Raw genomic sequence first — 19,045 nt, 5'->3', positions numbered from 1 at the left:
CCGGGCGGTGTGCATACTCAGCGACTTGCTGAAGGAACAAGATTTTCGCACGAGCACCCCACAGCGCTGGCGTAGCGAACAGTTGATGGCTTCGACAATACTTGTTCCGCCGCTGCCCTTGGGGCAGCGGCGATGGTGCCAGCGGGGCAACACCTCCACGTAGGCCTCCCACAGGTCGGTAAAATACCAGCAATGGCGGTGGTAGCGCGGAGGCAGAGCCAACCACAAGCGCCGGGCCGTGGCCGCGTCCCGTCGGCCCAGCACCCAGGCCACGATGCGCCGGCTGGCCCGTTCGACGGCCAACCACAGCCAGACTTTGCGCTTCTTGCGGCCCACGAAGGTCCACATTTCATCCAGCTCCAGCGCTTCCCACTCCTTTTTCTGGTCCTTTTTGGGGCGCAAGCGCGGGAGCGCCGGCGAAGCCGCTTGCGCTTTTTTTTATCCGGCTGGCAATCGTCACCCGCGAGATACCCGTCACGCGGGCAATGCTGCGCTGCGAGTTGCGCTCGCCCAGCAACTCGTCCACCTGCGCATACTGCAGCGCTTTGGCCACGGCGGCGGGGGTAAAACGGGCTTGATGCCCGCAGCCTTTGCACTGGTATTTGGCATGGCCCCCAGCGCTGCCGTTACGGCGAATATGTTCACTGCCGCAAGCAGCGCAGAAATGTTGCGTAAAAACCATCCCTAAAATTAATCATTTCACCTTAGATTAGACCACCGCCTAATTTTTAACATCTCTTTTATGAGAGAAATAGTTTCTGATTTTGGGCTAGCATAGATTATTGGAGTCACCCTTTTCTTGATTCCCCATGACTTTTTCATTCCAATTCCGTAATTCCCATAGCATGATAGATGATACCGAATTTTAGACAGGGGGATATCACAAAAACATATCATTGGAACAGCTAACTCCAAAGCGGTTTTATCAGCCTCAGTTATTCCAAGCATCGTAAAGTCTTCCAGACAGTATCGAGGTGAGAATTCATTCGTTAGAATCAGGGTTAATATTTCACGGCTTTTTGTAAAATGAAAAAGCGTGTTAGAGCTGAGCGTTTCCTTGATAGTTGCCATTTTACTTTAGTTGGTAAATTCATTCAATAATCTCCACCACTTTGAAGCCCTACAGCGCGTTGATTGTGGACGTGCCGCGTTGCTGCACTGTATCCACCACGTTTTCGATGACCTGCACGTGGTTGGCGGCCGAGCCCTTAAGAGCCTGTTAAAATTTGTAACCAGCTGAAAAACATAAACTTGTCATGCAAGTGCATGCCATTCAAATGCTTGAGTTTTTTCACCAAGCTCTTCACGACTGCGCTAGACGGTATTCAAAAATTTACAAACAACCCCAATCGATTTTATTATTTGATTGTCAAGTGTTTACAAATTTTAACAGGCTCTAAAGGGGCTGTAGACCTGATTCGCCACTTTCCGCCAGCTTCTGGACTACATCTGTTTTCAGCGCCGGCAAGTGGTTATGAATAATTGCCCAGACAATTGCTTCGTTCACATTGTCGTAGGAATGAATCAGACGGTTGCGGAAGTCCACCATTTGCTTGGTGTTGGGCAATTTCGCGTCGGGCTCTACGTGGCGCAAATGGTTTACTGCCTCCCCGATAATTGCCAGCTGCCGCTCCACGGCACTACGGGTTTTCAGGTCGGCCTGGTATTCGGGGAAAGTAGGCGTGTCGCCTACAAACTGTTCGATTAATGTAATGGCCCGCTGAATATCAAACAGATACTTCTGTCCTTGTAGCGTCATAGATTAATTGTTTAGTGCGCTCGATTTCGATTTTGAGAAAAGGGTTTTGCAACGAATCAGACGTAAGCAAATCTACCCGCCGCTGCAACAGCGCTTCCAATTCGAACCAGAGACTCAAAAGCGTTTCCCCTAGCGCCAGTGGCGGCATAGGCGGCAGGACAACCAGCGCATCCACGTCGCTCCGGGCACTATCGAAATGGTTAGTCACGGCTGACCCGAACAGGTACAGCTGCTGCACCCCAAGGCGGCGGCAGATTGCCCGCAAGGCCGGTACCAAAGGCAAAAGAGTAGCGTGTAGCATCGCACTAAGATACGCGGAATGAATGATGCCGGCCATCACCGCAGCGCGTAAATCCGCTCAATTATCTCCACCACTTTCAGGCCTTCCAGCGCGTTGGTTGTGGCCGTGCCGCGTTGCTGCACCGTATCCACCACGTTTTCGATTACCTGGACGTGGTTCGCGGCCGAGCCCTGGAAGGGGCCGTAATCGTTGGCGGGGTTGGTGGGCGGCAGGTTGGGCATTTGGTAGTTTTGGAGGTGGCAGTATTCCACCTTGTCCATGTACTGGCCGGCGATGCGTAAGCTGCCGTGTTCGGCCACCACGGTGAGGCTGCTTTCGAGGTTGCGGTCCCACACGGCGGTGCTGTAGCTGAGGGTGCCGCTGCCGCCGCGCACGAGGTCAAACGTCACCAGGCCGCTGTCCTCAAACTCCGTCAGGCCGGTGTGGGTGAAGTCGCGGAAGCGGGCCGAGAGGTTGGTAACGTCGCCGAATACCCAGTACAGCAAATCCACGAAATGGCTGAACTGCGTGAAGAGCGTGCCGCCGTCCAGGGCTTGGGTGCCTTTCCAGCCGCCGGGGCGGTAGTAGCGGGCGTCGCGGTTCCAGAAGCAGTTCAGCTGCACCAGAAATACCTGCCCCAGCCGGCCTTCGTTCACCACCTGCTTGAGCCAGGCGGCGGGCGGCGAGTAGCGGTTTTGCATCACCCCGAAGGCCAGCCTGCCGGCTTGCTCGGCCGTGCGCACAATGGTTTCGGCATCGGCGGTGCTCAGGGCAATTGGCTTTTCGATGACCACGTGCAGGCCGTGACGCAGGCCGGCCACCGCCTGCGGGGCGTGCAGCCCATTGGGCGTGGCCACGGTGAGGACGTCGGCGGCAGGGCCGGTTTGCAGGTAGGCTGCGAGGGAAGCGAAGAAGGGCACAGCAGGAAACTCGGCCGCTAAATCAGCTTGCAGTTCGGGGCGTACGTCAATCAGGGCCACTACTTCGGCGCTGGCGTGGCGGGAAACCAGCGTGGCGTGGCGGCGACCTATGTGGCCCACGCCACAAATGACAAAACGAACGGAAGAAACAAGTGCGCTCACCAGACAGGGTTAATTCTCAAAGAAAGAGCCGACAAAGCCGACAATGTAATCCTGCTGCTCCGGCGTCAGCAGCGGATGAATCGGCAGCGACAGAACCGACGTGCACAGCTGCTCGGCCACCGGAAACTGCCCCGGCTGGTAGCCCAGGTAGGCATAGGCGGCTTGCGCGTGCACCGGCAGCGGATAGTAAATCATGGTGGGCACGCCGCAGCGGTGCAGGAAATGCTGCAAGTCGTCGCGCCGGCCGGTATCGTTCACCATGATGGTGTACTGATGAAAAACGTGTGTGCTGCGCGGGTCGCGGGCCGGAATGGCAATGCCGGGCAAGGCCGCCAGCGCGGCGTCGTAGCGGGCGGCTACGGCCTGGCGGGCGGCCGTGGCGGCGGGCAGGTGCCGTAGCTTCACCCGCAAGAAAGCGGCCTGCAGGGTGTCGAGACGGGAATTGAGGCCGATGAACTGGTGGTGGTACTTCTGGCTTTGGCCGTGGTTGGCCAGTTGGCGGAGCAGGGCGGCGCGGGCCGGGTCATGGGCAAGCAGGGCGCCGCCGTCGCCCAGGGCGCCCAGGTTTTTGGAGGGGAAAAACGAGGTGGTGCCAATTTCGCCCACGGTGCCGCCAAAGGCAACCTCACCATCCGAAAACCGAAATGTGGCACCTATGGCTTGGGCGTTGTCCTCAATTAGCGCTACCCCATGCCGCGTAGAAATCCGGCGCAAAGCCTCTAAATCGGCGCATTGCCCAAACAGATGCACGGCGATGATGGCCCCGGTGTGCGGTGTGAGAGCGGCTTCTACGGCAGCCGGGTCAATGTTGAAGGTATCGGGGCAAACATCGACCAGCACGGGCCGCAGGCCCAGTAGCGCCGCCGCTTCCAGCGTTGCCACGTAGGTGAAGGCCGGCACGATAACCTCGGCTCCGGCGGGCAAATCCAGGCTCATCAGCGCTAGGGTAAGGGCGTCGGTGCCGTTGGCGCAGGGAATAACGTGGGTCCCGCCCAAATGAGCACCCAGCTCGGCCGCAAACAGCCCCACGGCCGGCCCCTGAATAAACGCCGCGTCGGCAAGGGTTTGCTGCACTGCCTCGTCGAGTTCTGCCTGAATCAGGGCGTGTTCGGCGCGCAGGTCCAGCAGGTAAATAGGAGTGGAAGGCGCGGGCAGAATGGACACGTTGAAAAGGCTTAAGCGAGGCAGCGCCCAAAGATAGAAGCCCGCCGGTACTGGCTCCATTGCGGTGGCCATCGAAGCGCTTGGGACGGACGCCCGGCTCGTTTCGTCCCGTGGCGCCAGACAACCCGTGCTTGCCGCCCTGCGTTAAAGGACGCAGCAAGCCGCCTTACAATTAAATAAGTGCGCCTTTAGATACTTTCTGTTCAATACTTCCGATAAACCTCTGCGTTATGCTTAGAAAACAATTCACCCTCCACACCTTGGCCGTCATGCTCTTATTGGGCGGTGGCGCTTTCACCCAAACCAGCTGCACAACAGCTGACCAAAAAGAGGTAGTGGTAGAACGCGACCAGGCCTATAACGATTTTAACGACTTCGTTTCGCAAACCGAGGCTAGTGCTGCCTCCGTTGCCAACGGTCTGGAAGCCGATTACGAACGTGAAACCGCTCAGCTCAAGACCGATTACGACACCAAAATAGCAGCCGTAGATGGCTACACGGCCGAGTACGACGATAACCGCCGCCAGGAAATTGAGAAGCTTCGCACCCGGTACACCACTGCCGTTTCCCAGCGCGAAAGCAACTGGGCCAACCGCGCAAACGCCGCTGGTGACAACATGCCTATGAAAGTGGGCATGTACTACAAGCCCACGCAGCCTGCAGGCCAGTTGACGGCCGCCAACGCCCGAGCTACCTACGAGGCGTTTACCCGCGACATAAAGCAGAACGAGGAGCGTTACGACCTCGACGACTGGCGCAACATCAACGCCGAATGGCGTGCGCTGGATGAAGCTTATGACAAAGTCAAAGGTGATATTCCCGTTAATGACTTAGCTGAAATTCAAAAAGAAAAGCTGAAGTATGCCGCGTTTAAGTCGTGGGATAAAACCCAGGGCCGTGCAGCGCAGGCTGGCAACGCCATCAGCGGCGAGGCTCAGGAAGTGAAAGCCGAAACGGCTGACGAGCGCAATAAAGTAGGTCAGGCTGTGAGCAACACCGCTTCCGACGTGAAGGAAGCCAGTAAGAACACCGCTTCCGACGTGAAGCAGGCCGGCAAGAAAGTTGGCGGCGCCGTGAAGGACGTGTTCGACGGCAAAGACGACAAGAACAACTAATTCTTCGGAATTAGGAGCATTGACAAGCCGGTTTCCGGGCCTCGTGCCGGGAGCCGGCTTTTCTGCGTTAAACCATTTCGTAAACCGAGTATTGGCCCGTTTCCGCTACGAGGTAGTACCGCTACGTAATAATTAAAGCCGGGTCAAGAACCAGTGCAGCTTCAGCAAATCAAACTGACGCAGGCCGGGCCGCCGGGAAAGCAAATTTCGCTGCAGCACCGGCGCGAGAAAATTGAGGGCCAGGCGAGTAGCGGGCACCAGCCCTAAGCGCTGCAGGCGCCGAACGGTCTGTGTCAGGCGCGATTCATCGCCCAATTGGTCGGTGCGAAATAGCTGCACCAGGGTATGAACGGCCTGCTCACTCTTGTGCAGAAACTCGGCCGCCGGCTCCAATCCGGCGTGCAAAACCGGGTTATCGAGGTGAATTATCGGGATTTGTGCCTGTGCCAGGGCCTGCCCAAAACGCGTGTCTTCGTGTCCGTAGCCCGCTAGTTGCTCATCCAGCGGAAACCGGGCCAGCACGTTGGCATGCAGCAGCGCGTTGTTGATGGTTAGTTGGGCGTGCGGCGCACGTTGGCGCACTGCCGCGGCTCGCGCCTCCCGTTCCCGCCCATACAGCCAACGCAGGTATAGCGCGGCCTCGGCAGGCGGGGCCGGAGCGTAGCTGGTTCCGCCAATCAGCACCGGGGCGCGATGCCGTGCCGCCGCGTAGCGAATTATGAACTGGTTGTCAGGTAGTAAGCTGTCATTGTCCAGCAGCAGCAGCCACTCGTGCCGCGCCGCCGCCGCCAGCCGGTTACGAATGGCCGCCCGGCCAATATTGTGTGGCAATTCCTGATATAGAACCCCAAGCCGGCCAGCCAGTGCCCGGTTCAGTATTCGGAATTTTTCCCGAGAGCCGTCATCAAGAAGTATAATTTCAACCGGCCCCGGCCAGTCGGCTTGTTGCACCAGTAGTGCTTCCACCAATGCGTTGACGTCCCAGTTAAATACCGGAATTAATATTGAAAGCCCCGACGTCATATTGGCTGCGTAACAACATTCAACAGCGCGTACTCCATAATTAATAACCGCCGGTTTGCGGAAGTATTAGCGCGGCCTTGCCGAATCCAGTAATTCTCCATCCTTACAGGTGAGTACCCGATGCGGATATTTTTCAATTAATTGAAAATTGTGCGTCGCCATTAAAATAGCGGTACCGGAGTTATTTATTTCGCCGAACAGCTGCATAATGCTGGCCGATACGTCCGGGTCGAGGTTGCCGGTGGGCTCGTCGGCGAGCAGCAGCACGGGTTCGTTGAGCATGGCCCGGGCGATAACCACGCGCTGCTGCTCACCGCCCGAAAGGCGGTGCGGCATGCGGTTGGCGGCCCCATTGAGGCCTACTTGCGTCAGTACGTCGCTGATGCGCTGCTGTTTTTTAGCCTTGCCCTTCCAGCCAGTGGCGTTGAGCACGAACATCAGGTTTTCAGCTACCGACCGGTCGGAGAGGAGTTGAAAATCCTGAAAAACAATGCCCAAACGGCGGCGCAGATACGGGACCTTGCTGGCTGGTAATTTCGATAATGGAAAGCCGGCCACGGTGCCCATGCCGCTTTGCAAAGGCAAGTCGGCGTACAGCGTTTTCAACAGCGACGATTTGCCCGCGCCGGTGCGGCCCACCAGGTACACGAAAGCACTTTTTTCGAGCGAAAACGTCACCCCCTGCAATACTGCTTGCTGCTCCTGCATAATAGTGGCATCGCGCAGCTCAATAATGTTTTCGGACATAGCAACTCCAATGTTTAGTGAAGCAGCGGGCACTACTCCAGCAATTACCTTTCGAGGAAATTAGATAGTAATAAGCCCTACAGATTCAGCGGCCGCAGCTTACCAAACTCCAAATCCGCAATCACCGCCGCCAGCTCCACTTCCTTGCCCTGCAAACCGTAGCGGTGCAAGTCCTTCAGCGGCCGGTCGGCCCGGAAGTAGGCAATGAGTACAAAGGCTTCGTCCCGCAGCTGAATGTAGTCGGGGATTTTAGCCTTGCCCTTTACTTTGATGATGTACATGGAGGTGGCTATTAATTAAAAATTATTACTTAAGAATTAAAAATGGAGTCGTGGCCGCTACAAGAATGAGTGGAAGGCTTTTAAATTTTAATTCTCAATTTTTTAATTAAGCGTTAAGAATTAACGCGCTTGTGGTCGGCCAGGAACGTGGCCAGACCTTTGTCGGTCAGGGGATGGTTGAGCAGACCCGTAATCACGTTGAGGGGGCAGGTCACCACGTCGGCGCCAATCTCGGCGCACTGAATGAGGTGTGGCACGTGGCGTACCGAAGCCGCCAGCACCTCGGTTGGGTAGCCGTAGTTGCTGAAAATCTGCACGATTTGTTCCACCAGCTGCAAGCCGTCGTGCCCGATATCGTCGAGGCGGCCCACGAAGGGCGACACGTAGGTAGCACCGGCTTTGGCCGCCAGCAGTGCTTGCCCAGCCGTGAAAATCAGCGTGCAGTTGGTTTTGATGCCTTTATCGGAGAAATATTTGATGGCCTTGATGCCGTCCTTAATCATGGGCACCTTCACCACGATGTTGGGGTGTAGCTCGGCCAGCTCTTCGCCCTCGCGCACCATGCCCTCGTAGTCGGTGGCAATTACCTCGGCCGACACGTCGCCGTCTACCAACTCGCAGATTTGGCGGTAGTGGGCCATCACGTTGTCGATGCCACTGATGCCTTCTTTGGCCATCAGCGACGGGTTGGTGGTCACGCCATCAAGTACGCCCAGCTCTACGGCTTCGCGGATTTCGTTGAGGTTGGCGGTGTCAATGAAGAATTTCATGTTTTAGCTATTAGCTGATGGCTATTAGCTGCTAGCGCTTTACCTGAGCACCCAAAAAGCTAATGGCTAACAGCTATCAGCTAACAGCTAACGAAAAAAGAATCAGCCCCAAAGCTACTCAACGGGCCGCCAAAATGCGGAACAGAGTAGCGCCGGGGCCGACACGAAAGGGCAAAAAAAAGCAAGCCAAAATCGCACCGCTACAACCACTTACCCTTGCTACCTTCCGGTCCTGGGGGAGTTCAGCGGGAGCTGGTCGTTCTGACTTGCCATGACAAAGGTAATCACGGATTTAGTCGGATTCAGCGGATTCAGCGGATTATTTGTTGCGCAACGGCTACATTAATCTGTTAGCAGAGCGGAAAAGACTTGTCAATTAAGACTATACAGCTTTTCACATCCAAGCCGCATTAACTCAACCGGCTCAGCAAACACAACTAATAATCCGTGAAATCAGAAAAATCCGGCTAAATCCGTGATTAGCTTTGCGGCATGGAACGACTAATCATTCTGGATTTTGGCTCGCAATACACACAATTGATAGCCCGCCGCATTCGCGAGCTGCATGTTTTTTGCGAAATTCACCCTTACACCCACGCCCCGAACCTCGTTTTGACTGAGGATATTCGGGGCGTTATTCTTTCCGGCTCGCCCTGCTCGGTGCGCGATGCGGACGCACCCAACCCCGACCTGACCCACCTGCTGGGCCAGGTGCCGGTGCTGGGCGTGTGCTACGGTGCGCAGCTGCTGGCCCAGCAGGGGGGCGGCGAGGTTACGCCGGCCACCATCCGCGAGTACGGCCGGGCCCGCCTGTCGTCGTTGGAGCTGGCTTCGCCGCTACTGGCCGGTATGCACCTGGAATCGCAGGTGTGGATGTCGCACGGCGACACCATTCAGACCCTGCCCGCCAGCTACGACATTATTGCCAGCACACCGGAAGTAGCGGTGGCCGCTTTCAAAATTGCCGGCCAGAATACCTACGGCATCCAGTTTCACCCCGAGGTAACGCACTCCACCGAAGGCAAGCAGCTGCTGAGCAACTTCGTCGTAAACATCTGCGAATGTGCCCAAAGCTGGACGCCCGACCACTTTGTGGACTCATCCGTGCTAGCCTTGCAAAATACCATCGGGCCCGACGACCAGGTGATTCTGGGCCTTTCGGGCGGCGTGGATAGCAGCGTGGCGGCCCTGCTGCTGCACCGCGCCATTGGCCCGCGCCTCCACGGCATCTTCGTGGATAATGGCCTGCTGCGCAAAGACGAGTTTGAGACGGTGCTCCAGGCCTACGAAGGCCTGGGCCTGAACGTGACCGGCGTGCGCGCCGCCCCGGAGTTCTACGCCGCCCTGTCCGGCCTTTCCGACCCCGAAGCCAAGCGCAAGGCCATTGGCCGCACCTTTATTGAGGTATTTGACCGCGAGGCGCAGAAGGTAGAAGGCGCGCGCTGGCTGGCCCAAGGCACCATTTACCCCGACGTTATCGAGTCGGTGTCGGTGCACGGCTCGTCGGTCACCATCAAGAGCCACCACAATGTGGGCGGATTGCCCGAGAAGATGAACCTGAAGATTGTGGAGCCCCTGCGCATGCTCTTCAAAGACGAGGTGCGCGAAGTGGGCGCCACGCTGGAGCTGCCCGCCGACATCCTCAACCGCCACCCGTTCCCCGGTCCCGGCCTGGGCATCCGCATCCTCGGCGACATCACCCCCGAGAAAGTAGACCTGCTGCAACGTGCTGATGCCGTGTTCATCAACCTCCTGAAAGAGCACGGCCTTTACTCAAAGGTGTGGCAGGCTGGCGCCATGCTGCTCCCCGTACAAAGCGTGGGCGTTATGGGCGACGAGCGCACCTACGAGCGGGTAGTGGCTCTGCGCGCCGTGACCAGCGTAGACGGCATGACCGCCGACTGGGCGCACCTGCCCTACGATTTCCTGGCCGAGGTGAGCAACAAAATCATCAACCAGGTACGCGGCATCAACCGCGTGGTGTATGACATTTCGAGTAAGCCGCCCGCTACGATTGAGTGGGAGTAAAGCCTGGGTCAATAACTAAAAGAACGTCATGGTGAGCTTGCTGAAGCATCTCTACTGCAATGGTAAATAGATTACTTGCGGGGTAGAGATGCTTCAGCAAGCTCAGCATGACGTTCTTTATTTATCTCTCAATTTTCTGCAACATGCGCTTACATTGCCTCCAACATATGCCCGACGAAGGCCCCGGCCACGCGGCCGATTGGCTGGCGGCGCACGGACATACGCTCACATTCACCAAGCTATTCGAACCGAACCCAGTATTCCCGGTGCTGGCGGATTTCGACGGGCTGCTGATTTTGGGCGGGGCTATGAGCGTGCACGACGAGGCCGCTTTTCCGTGGCTGGTGGCAGAAAAATCCTTCATCCGGGAAGCGTTGCGGGCGGGCAAGATTACGCTGGCCATTTGTCTGGGCGCGCAATTGGTAGCCGAGGCACTGGGTGGCGAGGTGCGGCCCAACCACGCCCCGGAAATCGGGTTCTGGACGGTGCGGTTTTCGGTGAAGTCGCTGGAGCATCCGCTGCTGCGTGGTTGGCCCGAGAAGGCGGCCTTGCTGCACTGGCACCACGATACGTTTACGGTGCCGCCGGGCGCCATGCGGGTGGGTATGTCGGCGGCCACGGCCACGCAGGGCTTTGTGTGGGGCGATGGCGTAATCGGTCTGCAGTTTCACCCCGAAATGACGGTGGAAATGGTGGAGCAGCTCATGCTGCTCGAAGGCCACGAGCAGGCGGAAGAACAGGAATTCGTGCAAACGGCTGAGCAGATTCGGCCCCGGCTGAAATCGGTCTGGAAGGGGCGCAAGCTACTGGAGTCGCTGCTGGCGAACATGGTGGCGTTGCACGAGGGGGAAATAAATTAGCTGATTAAAAATCGCCTTTCATGCTGAGCGCAGCGAAGCACCTCATCACCGCTAAAGGACTTGTTATGGCGTGATAAGATGCTTCGCTGCGCTCAGCATAACAGGCGATTCTAGAACCCCTTCGGCAACTCAATTCCCTTAATTGTCTTGTACAGACTCAGCGCGTTCTGGTCCGTCATGCCGGCCACAAAATCGGTGAGGAGCAGGATTTTCTCGTACTCCGACACCCCCGCCTGCTGCCCTTCGGCGCGGAACTGCGCGGGGAGCAACAGGAGCAGCTTGCGACTGCGGTGGCCCTGGCCGGCGTCGAAAATGGCAGTTAGGAAAGCATCGAGTAAGCCGCCGAGCACGTCGAAGCCAGCGGCTTCAATCTCCAGGACCGGGCGGCTGCGGTAGAGCTTTTCGATGCTCAGGCGCTGCACCTCCTGCAAATCGGCCCAGCAGGCCAGCTCTTTGATGAGCGACTGGTCGTACTCGCCGCGTAGGATGGCGGCGGTGTGCTGCGCAAACAGCCCCGCCAGCTCGGCCACCAGCTTGCCGATGAGGCGGGCGCGGATGTAGCCCAGCTCCTCGCGCCAGTCGTGCCACTGCACGCTGCCCACGCGGCCGGCCGGGTCGTTGAGCATGCGTTTGAGCAGCGGCAGTCCCGTTTCGGGCGCAATTAGCCCCAGTTTCAGGCCGTCTTCAAAGTCGATGATGCGGTAGCACAAGTCGTCGGCCGCTTCGACCAGAAAGGCCAGCGGGTGGCGGTGGTAGAAACCGGCAGCGGCATCTTTCGCCAGCAAACCCAGCTCCTTGGCCACGTGCTGAAAACGGGCGCTTTCGGTCTGGAAATGGCCGTATTTCTTCTCCGAAGCGCCGCCGGTCCGGGCCCCGGTGGGCACGATGCTGGGCTTGGGGTACTTGGTGAAGGCGCCCAGCGTGGCGTAGGTGAGGCCCAGGCCGGCCGTGCCGGTACTATGGGCGGCGTAGGTGTGCGTGAGAATTCGAAACCCCGCCGCGTTGCCTTCAAAGTGCTGCAAATCGGCAACTTGGGCGGCGGTGAGCTGTGCCAGAAACGGAGCCGCCGCCGCGCTCTCGAAATAGCTGCTAATGGCGTCTTCACCGGAGTGGCCGAAGGGCGGGTTGCCGATGTCGTGGGCCAGGCAGGCGGCGGCCACGATGTCACCGCAGTCCTGGTCGAGGTTGGGCAGCAGCTGGGCCAGCTCCGCGTCGGCTTCCAGCACGTGGCGGGCGGCCAGCCGGCCCAGCGAGCGGCCCACCACGGCGGTTTCGAGCGAGTGGGTGAGGCGGGTGTGCACGAAGTCGGTTTCGGGCAGAGGCATCACCTGGGTTTTGCGCTGCAGGCGCCGGAAAGCGGAGCTGAACACCACCCGGTCGTAGTCGGCTACGAAGGCCCCGCGTACGGGCGCTGCGTTGGCCGGCGGCAGCTGCTGGTCGGGAAAGCGGCGCTGCGAAAGCAGCCGGGGCCAGTGCATAGAAGCCATAACGGAGCGTTTCGGGAAAGTAATCGACGGAAAGAAAGGCGGTGGCCCAGCAGCTACTGCGCCAGTTTCTCGCCCAGCAGCTTGAAGGGATTGGCCTGGTTCAAGTTCAGCACGAACCGAACGCGGTCCGTGAAATCGGAGAAGTTGCGGGGGAGGCCGTTGTCAAACTGCGAGCCCGCTACGGGCACGTAGAATTCCAGCAACCCGCGCACCATCGGCACCACGAAGCCGGCGTCGTAGAACAGCCGCTGCTGCGAGGCGCCGCTGTTCGCGAACTGCCGCTCGGCGGTGGCGCCCAAATCGGCGAACACGGCCAGGCCCGTAATGGGCAAATCGGCCTGCAGGTTGAGGGTACTGACCCAATTGGTGCTGGAAGCCGGGATAAACGCCTTGAAGGCGCCGTCGCGGTTATCGGTCTGATGCACCTGGGCTTTGAGGGAATTGGAAATCAGCTGGCGGTCCAGGAAAGCGGTTTGGCGGCGGTAGTCGGGGCTGCCGCTCAGGCCGATGAGGAAGGTTTTGTTGTCGGACTGCAACGCAAAGCGGCCCCCGAACAGCCGGGCGCTCACCCGCTTTTTGGGCGCGTAAAACCGCTCGTACGTGGCATTGGCCCGCACCAGCAGCGCAGTGCCGCTCACCTGTTCTCCGCCGGGCAGATTTTCGAGGTTGTTGATTTCGACGTGGGCCGTCCATTTTTGCAGGGCATTGCCGCCCCGCACGCCGTACTCGGCCGTGAGCACGTTGGTGAGGCCGCGGTCCTGGTCTTCGACCGAAGTCAGGGCCAGTTTCACCTGCTGCTGCGGGTAGTCGTAGGCGGTGTGGGGGAAGATGATGGTTACGCTGGGCTCCAGCTTCAGATAGCGCTCAAAGCGTTGGAGCGTGAAACCCGTAATCACCTGCCGGCTGAACCGGGCGGGCAGCACGTTCAGGTTGAGGGAAGCAATGCCGTTCAGCTCGTTGCGGTTGAAGCTGTACATGGGCATGGCCAGGTACTGCACCTTTTTGGGCGCCAGCAAGCCGTTGTAGAAGGCCGCGCCCAGCATAAACTTATCGGAGGTATTGGCCCCCAGCACCGGCAGCCAGTTGATGGCCGACCGGTCCCAGCGCTCCACGCTGAGCAGGGGTTGCAGGCGCACGGGCTCCCAGCGGCGGAAATTGCCACCGCCCAGGGCCAGCCGGTCGTCGCGGCGGTTGAGTTGGGGCGTTACGTATTCGGCATCCACCACCACGGCCGCCACGTTGGCGAGGCGGAAGTTGAGCTGGGTTTCGGCATCATCCTCGGGGTCGCCGAAGGGCGGCGTCCACTGGGTTTCGAGCACCTTGCCCTGGGCATCGACGGTGGAAACGGGCACGGCCCACTGCACCGGCGACTCGGTCCGTACCAGTACCTTCACCACGTCGCCAATCTGCTGAAGGGCAAAGATATCGGCGTTGTACTCGCGGGTATTGGTGAGCATCTCGCGGAAAAACCAGTCCAGCTTCTGGCCCGTGCTTTCCTCAAAAGTGGCCTCCAAATCTTCGGGGTAGGGGTGCTTGAACTGCCACTTGGTGTAGTAGGCATTCATCGCAGCATCGAACTTTTCCTGGCCCAGGTAGCCCGCCAGGTACTTAAACAGCGCCGCCGTTTTGAGGTACACAATCACCGCGTAGTTTACCTTGCCAAACTGGCCGGAACCGGGGCCCTGCACGGGCTGGTCGAGCCCGCGGCTGGCCATCACCTGGTAGGGCAGCTGGTTGAGGGCGGCACCGGGCAGGTTCTCAATGCCCAGCGACGAAGCGGCCCTGGGGCTCTTGTAGATGTCTTTAAACATGCTGGACTGCGGATTCTCGCGGCCATCTACCCGCGTTTCCAGGTAGCTGTTCAGGCCCTCGTCCATCCAGGGAAAATCCCGCTCGTTGCTGGCCAGAATGCCATAAAACCAGTTGTGACCTACCTCGTGCACGATGGCATCCGGCTGGGTCACGGTCACCATCGGGTACTCCATGCCGGCGCCGGCGCTCAGGGCCCCATCCACGGCCGTGGCGGCCGAGTACGGGTATTCGCCCACCCACTGCGAGTAGTAGGTCAGGGCATCGTTCACGTCCTGTAGGCCCTTTATCCACTTTTCCGGCTCGCTGTTGGTAAACATAACCCAGGAGGTGACGGCCCGGCCCGAAGGCAGCGTCACGCCGCTCTTGAGCACGTTGAAGCGCTTGTCGGCAAACCAGGCGAAGTCGTGGATGCGGTCCTGCCGGTAGCGCAAGCTTTTGGTAGTGGGCTCCGAAGCCGGAAAGGCGAGGTCTTTGCCGAAATCCTGGGCGGTTTTTTTGGCGGCCGTGGCGGTGGCCAGGGCATCGAGGCGTGCCAGCTCGTCGGGGTTTTGCAGCTCGCCGGTGGCGCCCACGGTGTAGTTGCTGGGCAGCGTAATGGTCACATCAAAGGAGCCGAATTCGGAGTAGAATTCGCCCTGGTCGAGGTAGGGCATGGGGTGCCAGCCGCGCCGGTCGTACACGGCCGGCTTGGGGTACCACTGCGTAATCTGGTAGCTCTGGCCCACGTGCCCCAGGCGCGAAAACGAGGCCGGCAGCTTCACCCGAAACGGCGTGCTGATGGTGGCGCTGGCACCGGGCGCCAATCGGGCCGGCAGCACCAGCTTGGCGATATCGGGGTTCAGCGGGTCGAATTCCAGCTTCGCGGCCTGGCCGTTTACCTTGAAATCGAGCCCGTCGATAAAGCCCCGGTCCTCGGGCTTGGCAAACTGAAACTTGCGCTCGCCGTTGCGCAGCTGCTGCTTGGCAAAGGCCGTGGTATTGTCGCGGTAGGCATTCGGCCAGAGGTGAAACCAGATGAAGGCCAGCGCTGTGGGCGAGTTGTTGACGTAGGTCAGCTCCTCGCGGCCCGTGAGCTGGTGCGTCTTATCATCGAGCGTCACATCAATGGCGTAGTTCACCTCCTGCTGGAAGTAGGGCGCCGAAGAGGGGCGGACAGGTTTGGCAGGTTTAGCGGGTTGGGCCAGGGCCAGGCCGGGCAACAGGGCCAGCAGCCCCAAAAGAATCCGTTTTGTCATGTTGAAAGCAGGGAGGCGGTAGTAGCGCCGCGCTCCAGCCACGAAGCTACGGCGCGCCCACGAACCAATCCGGCCGTTCGGTTCCGGGTAGTGGCGTTGCCCTACCTTGTTCTTCCCCAATCGGGCTATCGTAAATTCAATTGTCGCCACCTAATGCCACGGCCCCCTTTCGCGTTGTACCCGCAGTTGTCGGACGACACCGTTTTGCTGCGCCAAATCGCGCCGCATGAGGTTGCACAGCTTATCGACATATCATTCTACGATGCCGTGGCGGCCACAACCCAGGCCCAGGCGGCTGCCATGCTGGCAAGAATCGACGAAGACTACCGCGCCGGAAATACCATTCATTGGGGAATCGAGGCCATAGCCACCCATCAGCTCGTGGGCACCTGCGGCTACTACCGAGGGTTTGAACAGGAGCAGGGCGAATTGGGGTGCGTGCTGCTGGCGCCGTTTCGGGGCCGCGGGTACATGGCCAGAGCCCTGCAGCTGGCCGTCGCATTCGGCAAAACCGAGCTGGCCCTACAGCGAATTGTGTCGATAACAGGCAATAATAACTTCCCGGCCATCCGACTGCTGCAAGGGCTTAATTTTCGGCAGGTAGCAGCGTTGCCAGACGGCTATTTGGAATTCGTTTATACCTTCTAAAAGGAGAAATAAAGTTGCCAGCGTGCGCCGAAATTACTCATCGGGCGGACGGCCCAGCAGCCGCACGGTGGCGTAGCCAATCAACAAAAACACGCCAAAAACCACCGTTACGCCCCAGGTGCCCGGATAGCTGAGGGGATTGACCACCCGGTTCAGAATGTCGTAAAACAGCGTGAGCGGATTGGCCAGCACGTCCCAGGAATTGAAGCGCAGGAAGCGCCCCAGGTAGATGCCAAAGCTGCTGAGCAGCAGCGCCACCGTGGCAAACGTCCAGCCGGGCCACCAGCCCAGCCGGCGCTGCACCAGGGCGTGCATGTCGAGCAGGGAAGCGTAGGCCAGCATCAGCCCGTTCCAGGAGCAGCTCAGAATCAGGGCCAGGTCGTACCAGTAGGGGACGCCGGGCCGGCTTTCGAGGTGAAATAAATCGGTGACGATGTAGGGGGCGTTGGGGAAAAACAGCAGCCACATGGCACCCACCACCAGCAGCAGCCAGGGCCGGGGCGGCTTGGCCGCCACGCTCAGGGCCGCGCTCAGGCCGAAGGGCAGGGCCGCCAAAAACAGGTTCCAGAGCAGAAAAACGAACTGCAGCTTGCCCGTGAGCAGCACCCGCACCCCAATCAGCGCGAAGCTCAGCCCCAACGAAAGGGCCAGCACGAAGAACAGCGGCAGGCGGCGGCGCAGCGCCAGCGAAGAGATGGCCATGGTGAGCGAAGATAGCCGCAACCACGCCCCGAACGTGCATTTGGCCAACCTACCGGGCAAACCGGGTGCGAAATTTGCCGCACCGTCGGCTGGTTGTGCCGCGTACCTTTGTGCGAATAAGGCTAAGTCTGGCTTTTTGGGTTTTTTAGATGAATCATATATCCTCTGTGTTGGCCGGGTTGGCGGTGATGTTGGTAATGGCGGGCCCCGCGCGGGCCCAGGTGCCTGCCAAGCCGAAAGCAACCGGGCCGGCCACCAGCGCGGCGTCGCCCGATGCGCGCTACCGCAACGGCAAAGCCCTGCTCGACCAGGGCAAGTACCCGGCGGCCCTGAAAGAGCTGGAGCCGCTGGCCCAGCCCGCAGCCCGCTTCGCGCGCGCCGCCGATGCCGCCTACTTCAGCGCCGTGGCGGCGGCCCGCCTCAAGGCCTGGCCCGAGGCTGAACAGCTGCTGAACCTGCTCCGGACCGAATATCCGACCTACCCCAATCTGCCCGATGTGCTCTTTCTGCAAGGGCAGGTTTCTTTTGAGCAGGACGATTTCGACACCGCCTTTAAAACGCTGGCGCTGCTGCCCGACGCCCGCCTCACCCCCGAGCGGGAGCTGATGAAGGCCCAGTACCTGCCGCGCCTCACCGACCGTGGCACCTGGCAGCGGCTGCTGCGCCGCTACCCCGCCGATGCTACCCTGGGCCGGGCCTACGCCGACCGCCTCGTGTTCGGCGGCGCCTTCAGCGAAGCCGACCGGGCTCAGCTCGATGCGCTGGTGGCCCGGTTTGCCCTCGACCGCAACCGCTACAGCCCCCCGGCCCGCGTAGCCAAAAAAAGCACCTATAACGTGGGCGTGCTGCTGCCTTTTGAGCTTAACGACCCTAGCTGGCAAACCCAGCGCAAAAACCAGTTCGTGACCGACTTGTACGCCGGCCTACGCCTGGCCCAGGACAGTCTGCAGCGCGCGGGGCGCACTCTGCAGCTGTTTGCCTACGACACCGGTGCCGATACCCTGGCCCTGAAGCAAGTGCTGGCGCAGCCCGAGCTGGCCGGCATGGATTTGCTCATCGGCCCGGTGTATAAGTCCGGGGCCCGGCTGCTGGCCCGCTACGCCCGCGAGCACCAGATTGTGTGCGTGAACCCCCTGTCGCAAGACGGTGATTTGGTGCTTGATAACCCCTGGCACTACCTGTTTAGCCCCAGTGCGACCACCCAGGGCCGGCTGGCAGCGCAGTTTGCGGCCAGCGCATTCGGCACCAGCCGGCCCGGCGTTTTGCTGCACGAAGACAATCGGGACGATGCCGCGTTTGCCGCCGCCTACAAAGCTGCTTTCGAAGCCCAGGGTGGTAAAATCGGACTCCTGCGCCGCTTCAACCCCGACGTGGACGAAAGCCTGAACACGGCTTTTACTGGGCTCGACCTGCCCGGTGCTGGGCATGTGGTGGTGATGTCCGAAAACCGCCGCACCGGCCCCTATGCTCTGAGTATCATGCAGCAGCAGCCGGCCGCCAAGCGGCCGCCGCTGCTGTGTCCCGGTTCCTGGCTCGGAAACGTGCGCCTGGACGTGCAGCAGTTCAACAATGCGAACGTGTACCTCATGTACCCCAGGTATTTCGATGACCAGGCTCCCGGTTATCGGCGGTTTCGCCAGCTGTATCTGCAGCGCCAGCGCGTGCCGCCTTCCGCTTTTGCCAACCAAGGGTTTGAAATGCTGTTGTACTTCGGTTCGGCCCTGTTTCAGTACGGCCCGGCGTTTCAGGCAGGCTTGGCCAGCGCGCCCCAAATGCCGGGTGCGGTGTTTGAGGGCCAGAGCTACGTGGGCGGGGCGCATGATAACCAGGTGGTGCCCGTGGTCAAGCTCACCAACCTCGAAACGCAGGTGTTGCGCTGAGTCGGCCCGGACTGCGGCTGGCTTTCAAGCATTAGTGCAAAAGTAACCGCAGTAGAAAAGGTGTCATGCTGAGCTTGTCGAAGCATCTCTACCGCACCGTTGGATGGTCTCAACGAAGCGGTAGAGATGCTTCGACAAGCTCAGCATGAGAGACAAAATGAAATACGGTTAC

Annotated in this window: 19 protein-coding genes and 1 other RNA gene; 5 read left to right on the top strand and 15 right to left on the bottom strand. The window is 59.6% G+C overall.

Annotated elements, in window-relative coordinates; all coding sequences use genetic code 11:
* The 7 genes from GM79_RS19445 to GM79_RS19425 form a co-directional block, all read right to left on the bottom strand.
* Positions 1-402: IS1 family transposase (locus GM79_RS19445; protein ID WP_152559932.1), on the bottom strand; the 402-nt coding region annotated here is incomplete at its 3' end.
* Positions 350-553, bottom strand: a complete 204-nt coding sequence (locus tag GM79_RS25125) for a hypothetical protein (protein WP_152559931.1) — start codon at positions 551-553, stop codon at positions 350-352. The genes GM79_RS19445 and GM79_RS25125, both read right to left, overlap by 53 nt.
* 146 nt (positions 554-699) lie before the next feature.
* Complete coding sequence (locus GM79_RS26600) at positions 700-1,071, bottom strand: abortive infection system antitoxin AbiGi family protein (protein WP_072008674.1); 372 nt, start codon at positions 1,069-1,071, stop codon at positions 700-702.
* Between the two features lie 325 nt (positions 1,072-1,396).
* A complete protein-coding gene (locus GM79_RS19440; RefSeq protein WP_035567196.1) occupies positions 1,397-1,759 on the bottom strand; it encodes a DUF86 domain-containing protein in 363 nt (120 codons plus the stop codon).
* Positions 1,728-2,096: a nucleotidyltransferase family protein gene (locus tag GM79_RS19435; protein ID WP_200875630.1), complete on the bottom strand. Its 369-nt coding sequence runs from the start codon at positions 2,094-2,096 to the stop codon at positions 1,728-1,730. The genes GM79_RS19440 and GM79_RS19435 overlap by 32 nt, the downstream gene beginning before the upstream one ends.
* Positions 2,096-3,121, bottom strand: a complete 1,026-nt coding sequence (locus GM79_RS19430) for a Gfo/Idh/MocA family protein (protein WP_035567195.1) — start codon at positions 3,119-3,121, stop codon at positions 2,096-2,098. The genes GM79_RS19435 and GM79_RS19430 overlap by 1 nt, the downstream gene beginning before the upstream one ends.
* A gap of 9 nt (positions 3,122-3,130) precedes the next feature.
* Positions 3,131-4,285 (bottom strand): DegT/DnrJ/EryC1/StrS family aminotransferase, encoded by a 1,155-nt coding sequence (locus tag GM79_RS19425; RefSeq protein WP_235184121.1) that lies wholly within the window; start codon positions 4,283-4,285, stop codon positions 3,131-3,133.
* A 230-nt stretch (positions 4,286-4,515) separates the two neighbouring features.
* Here GM79_RS19425 and GM79_RS19420 point away from each other — a divergent pair, with 230 nt between their 5' ends.
* Positions 4,516-5,400 (top strand): hypothetical protein, encoded by an 885-nt coding sequence (locus GM79_RS19420; protein ID WP_152560094.1) that lies wholly within the window; start codon positions 4,516-4,518, stop codon positions 5,398-5,400.
* Positions 5,401-5,532: 132 nt separating this feature from the next.
* On the opposite strand, the gene GM79_RS19415 is transcribed toward GM79_RS19420, so the two are convergent.
* From GM79_RS19415 to ffs, 5 genes are all read right to left on the bottom strand, one after another.
* Complete coding sequence (locus tag GM79_RS19415; protein ID WP_072008673.1) at positions 5,533-6,423, bottom strand: glycosyltransferase; 891 nt, start codon at positions 6,421-6,423, stop codon at positions 5,533-5,535.
* 66 nt (positions 6,424-6,489) lie between these two features.
* The gene (locus tag GM79_RS19410) at positions 6,490-7,170 is read right to left on the bottom strand and encodes a cell division ATP-binding protein FtsE (protein WP_035567193.1); all 681 of its coding nucleotides are present in this window, start codon (positions 7,168-7,170) and stop codon (positions 6,490-6,492) included.
* Positions 7,171-7,247: 77 nt separating this feature from the next.
* Entirely contained in the window at positions 7,248-7,451 is a 204-nt protein-coding gene (locus GM79_RS19405; RefSeq protein ID WP_035567192.1) for a hypothetical protein, read from the bottom strand.
* Between the two features lie 113 nt (positions 7,452-7,564).
* Positions 7,565-8,221: a fructose-6-phosphate aldolase gene (fsa, locus tag GM79_RS19400; RefSeq protein WP_035567191.1), complete on the bottom strand. Its 657-nt coding sequence runs from the start codon at positions 8,219-8,221 to the stop codon at positions 7,565-7,567.
* Between the two features lie 175 nt (positions 8,222-8,396).
* An RNA gene (ffs, locus tag GM79_RS23935) (signal recognition particle sRNA small type) lies at positions 8,397-8,494 on the bottom strand.
* A 219-nt stretch (positions 8,495-8,713) separates the two neighbouring features.
* Between ffs and guaA the strand changes: the two genes are divergently transcribed.
* A complete protein-coding gene (guaA, locus tag GM79_RS19395; protein WP_035567190.1) occupies positions 8,714-10,249 on the top strand; it encodes a glutamine-hydrolyzing GMP synthase in 1,536 nt (511 codons plus the stop codon).
* A gap of 167 nt (positions 10,250-10,416) precedes the next feature.
* Positions 10,417-11,109 (top strand): type 1 glutamine amidotransferase, encoded by a 693-nt coding sequence (locus GM79_RS19390; protein WP_051719086.1) that lies wholly within the window; start codon positions 10,417-10,419, stop codon positions 11,107-11,109.
* Between the two features lie 110 nt (positions 11,110-11,219).
* On the opposite strand, the gene dgt is transcribed toward GM79_RS19390, so the two are convergent.
* Together dgt and GM79_RS23360 are read right to left on the bottom strand one after the other, a co-directional pair.
* On the bottom strand, positions 11,220-12,596 hold the full coding sequence (gene dgt, locus GM79_RS19385) for a dGTP triphosphohydrolase (RefSeq protein WP_051719085.1): 1,377 nt from the start codon (positions 12,594-12,596) through the stop codon (positions 11,220-11,222).
* A gap of 53 nt (positions 12,597-12,649) precedes the next feature.
* On the bottom strand, positions 12,650-15,643 hold the full coding sequence (locus GM79_RS23360; protein WP_152560093.1) for a M1 family metallopeptidase: 2,994 nt from the start codon (positions 15,641-15,643) through the stop codon (positions 12,650-12,652).
* A 153-nt stretch (positions 15,644-15,796) separates the two neighbouring features.
* Between GM79_RS23360 and GM79_RS19375 the strand changes: the two genes are divergently transcribed.
* The gene (locus tag GM79_RS19375) at positions 15,797-16,291 is read left to right on the top strand and encodes a GNAT family N-acetyltransferase (RefSeq protein WP_035567188.1); all 495 of its coding nucleotides are present in this window, start codon (positions 15,797-15,799) and stop codon (positions 16,289-16,291) included.
* Positions 16,292-16,324: 33 nt separating this feature from the next.
* Here the strand turns inward: GM79_RS19375 and GM79_RS19370 are convergent, their stop codons facing one another.
* Entirely contained in the window at positions 16,325-16,993 is a 669-nt protein-coding gene (locus tag GM79_RS19370) for a DUF1361 domain-containing protein (protein WP_051719083.1), read from the bottom strand.
* A 149-nt stretch (positions 16,994-17,142) separates the two neighbouring features.
* Between GM79_RS19370 and GM79_RS19365 the strand changes: the two genes are divergently transcribed.
* The gene (locus GM79_RS19365) at positions 17,143-18,873 is read left to right on the top strand and encodes an ABC transporter substrate-binding protein (protein ID WP_081867881.1); all 1,731 of its coding nucleotides are present in this window, start codon (positions 17,143-17,145) and stop codon (positions 18,871-18,873) included.
* Positions 18,874-19,045: the final 172 nt, after the last annotated feature.

The organism is Hymenobacter sp. IS2118, from assembly GCF_000715495.1.
Taxonomy (GTDB): Bacteria; Bacteroidota; Bacteroidia; order Cytophagales; family Hymenobacteraceae; genus Hymenobacter.
Note: the sequence above shows the minus strand (reverse complement) of the source record. Positions and strands in the feature narration are given on the sequence as shown.

Bases quoted from the DNA above. Each gene is read 5' to 3' on its own strand.
- GM79_RS26600 (WP_072008674.1), bottom strand. From the start codon at position 1,071: ATGGCAACTATCAAGGAAACGCTCAGCTCTAACACGCTTTTTCATTTT.
- GM79_RS19440 (WP_035567196.1), bottom strand. From the start codon at position 1,759: ATGACGCTACAAGGACAGAAGTATCTGTTTGATATTCAGCGGGCCATT.
- GM79_RS19435 (WP_200875630.1), bottom strand. From the start codon at position 2,096: ATGGCCGGCATCATTCATTCCGCGTATCTTAGTGCGATGCTACACGCT.
- GM79_RS19420 (WP_152560094.1), top strand. From the start codon at position 4,516: ATGCTTAGAAAACAATTCACCCTCCACACCTTGGCCGTCATGCTCTTA.
- GM79_RS19415 (WP_072008673.1), bottom strand. From the start codon at position 6,423: ATGACGTCGGGGCTTTCAATATTAATTCCGGTATTTAACTGGGACGTC.
- GM79_RS19410 (WP_035567193.1), bottom strand. From the start codon at position 7,170: ATGTCCGAAAACATTATTGAGCTGCGCGATGCCACTATTATGCAGGAG.
- GM79_RS19405 (WP_035567192.1), bottom strand. From the start codon at position 7,451: ATGTACATCATCAAAGTAAAGGGCAAGGCTAAAATCCCCGACTACATT.
- fsa (WP_035567191.1), bottom strand. From the start codon at position 8,221: ATGAAATTCTTCATTGACACCGCCAACCTCAACGAAATCCGCGAAGCC.
- guaA (WP_035567190.1), top strand. From the start codon at position 8,714: ATGGAACGACTAATCATTCTGGATTTTGGCTCGCAATACACACAATTG.
- GM79_RS19390 (WP_051719086.1), top strand. From the start codon at position 10,417: ATGCCCGACGAAGGCCCCGGCCACGCGGCCGATTGGCTGGCGGCGCAC.
- dgt (WP_051719085.1), bottom strand. From the start codon at position 12,596: ATGGCTTCTATGCACTGGCCCCGGCTGCTTTCGCAGCGCCGCTTTCCC.
- GM79_RS23360 (WP_152560093.1), bottom strand. From the start codon at position 15,643: ATGACAAAACGGATTCTTTTGGGGCTGCTGGCCCTGTTGCCCGGCCTG.
- GM79_RS19375 (WP_035567188.1), top strand. From the start codon at position 15,797: ATGCCACGGCCCCCTTTCGCGTTGTACCCGCAGTTGTCGGACGACACC.
- GM79_RS19370 (WP_051719083.1), bottom strand. From the start codon at position 16,993: ATGGCCATCTCTTCGCTGGCGCTGCGCCGCCGCCTGCCGCTGTTCTTC.
- GM79_RS19365 (WP_081867881.1), top strand. From the start codon at position 17,143: ATGAATCATATATCCTCTGTGTTGGCCGGGTTGGCGGTGATGTTGGTA.